Source organism: Halobacillus sp. HZG1 (assembly GCF_035818575.1).
In the GTDB taxonomy this organism is placed as follows: domain Bacteria; phylum Bacillota; class Bacilli; order Bacillales; family Halobacillaceae; genus Halobacillus; species Halobacillus litoralis.
In genome coordinates this window covers 1-2,036 of the sequence record NZ_JAYLVQ010000001.1, presented here as the reverse complement: position 1 = coordinate 2,036, position 2,036 = coordinate 1, and the positions used below count along the sequence as shown (strand labels likewise).

2 protein-coding genes are annotated in these 2,036 nt (G+C 46.2%); one reads left to right on the top strand and one right to left on the bottom strand.

The features are described 5' to 3' along the window. A partial coding sequence (locus VKA52_RS00010; protein WP_326313771.1) for an IS3 family transposase occupies positions 1–103 on the top strand: 103 nt, incomplete at its 5' end. A gap of 36 nt (positions 104–139) precedes the next feature. Here the strand turns inward: VKA52_RS00010 and VKA52_RS00005 are convergent. After that, complete coding sequence (locus VKA52_RS00005; RefSeq protein ID WP_326313770.1) at positions 140–1,525, bottom strand: MFS transporter; 1,386 nt, start codon at positions 1,523–1,525, stop codon at positions 140–142. Positions 1,526–2,036 lie beyond the last annotated feature (511 nt).

Below are 2,036 nucleotides of genomic sequence, written 5' to 3'. Positions count from 1 at the left end.
ACGTGAAAAAGTAGAAACGTACATGTATTACTACAATTATTGTCGACCTTTTAAAAAACTAAACTGCCATACTCCAATTGAATTCAGAGTAATGGCAGCCTAGGTGTTTTATTGAGTCTTATTTAACTGTGTCACTCCATTACAAGGAAGCGGGTTTTTTTTGGGCATATGTCTGTTCTTTTTTATAAAAATTCAGCCGGAACTGCAAAAATCCTAAGACGATGATAAGGGCGAACGCAAGGAAAATGTTGCTGTAAACGGCTGTCGTACCTTCAAACCCGAACCAGTTGAAAGGCTGGTTTGGATCGAATACGTCAAGCGCTCTTCCGATCAAGGCCCCACTCAGAGCACCAGATACAAAGTTAAGCAGGTTGAAGACTCCCATTCCGACCCCGGTTTCGTTTTTGTGCAAAATGTTCGCAAGAATGTCCGCAGATGACGCCTGCACGAGCGGGAAACTCATGTAAGCAATAATGATCGCTCCACTCACGATATACGGATGAGCTCCGACAAGGGTAGACAACACGACAAACCCGGTTCCTAATAAACCAAGAGCCAAATAGAGAACAAACGTGTTCCCTTTTGAATCGACGAGGTTTCCCCCTTTTTGACCCATCAAGGCTGCACTCAACGCGCCGGGAAAAAGGACGAGACCGATCATCATCGTACCAAGCCCATACGCATCACGGAACATGATTGGAAGCATGAACATCATGCCGAACAAACAAACAACACCGAGAAAACTTGTAATGATGGTGGCTCTGTACTGATTGCTTTTGAATAGATGAGCTGGAATGAATGGCTCGTCAATGGACTTCATCCGCCATAAATTCAAGGCAAAGAACAGTACCGTAAACACGAACAGCCATGTGATCCCCAGTGTAATCCCAAGCATAAGTGTAGAAATCACCCCGGCAATCAAAGCGGCCCCAAGGTAATCGATGTACCCTTTTTTCGACTCTTCCTGTGGTAGATTTTTACGTAAGAATGGCAGCGTAATGATTATCAACGCGGACGTTAAAAATAAATACCGCCAATCAAGAAAACCTGCAATGAACCCGCCGGCAATCGGACCGACACCTGAGGCAAAAGCCATCACAGAAGAAACGATGCCGAGTACTTTCCCTCGTTCATTCGGAAAGTAACGGATCGGAGCCAGAAACACAAGCGCTGGGATCATGGCCCCACCGACAGCCTGTATGACCCTCGCCATCAGCACCATTCCATAATTTTGCGCGAAAAATCCAAATAAAGATCCGGCACAAAAAATGCTGAGTCCAAACGTAATCAACGTTCGATAAGGATAGTAGTCAGCCAGTTTCCCGTAGGTGAGAGCACCGACGGCATAGACCATGATATATCCTGTCATGACCCAGCTGACTTCCGACGGCATCAATTGATAGGTTTTCGCTATATCAGGAACAGCGATGTTGAACATCGTTCCATTCATCACTGACATCATCATAACCGCACAAAGAGAGATCAATAATCCCTTTGGGTTACGTACCTGTTGTTCTTCCTCCATGTTTGATCTCTCCTTCTTTATTTCGTTACCCGAAATGATTCTACACGACATCCTTATCAAAAGCAACGGCCAAACGTTGGATATGGAAATTTTACTTTGCCTTCATATTTATTTCATATAAGCTCCTGATTGTTGAAGACTCAGTTTCGAGATGTTTGTGCAGTGGTTGGGGCTACGGGGGGATGACTCGCTTTCCGCGGGAGCGCGGTGAGCCTCCTCGGACTGCGTCCTGTGGGGTCTCACCCTGCACTTTTTTCCCGCAGGAGTCTCGCCACTCCCCTCCGCCCTCTTGCTGGAAGAAATTCTCGAAACTACCTTCCAGCAATAGGAGCTTTTAAGGTTGAGAATCCTATATCAATGCGGTTTAAGAAGGATTTATAACAGTTTTAGGCAAGGTAATATAAGAGGGATTTCGAGAACCTCATATGGCAAAGGGGCGGAGGGAAACGGTGAGACTCCTGTGGGAAGTGCGTGGTAGATGAGACCCCGCAGAGCGTTAGCTCGAGGAGGC

What these genes read in the sequence shown, in the direction of transcription:
- VKA52_RS00005 (WP_326313770.1), bottom strand. Translation starts at nt 1,525, where the DNA reads ATGGAGGAAGAACAACAGGTACGTAACCCAAAGGGATTATTGATCTCT.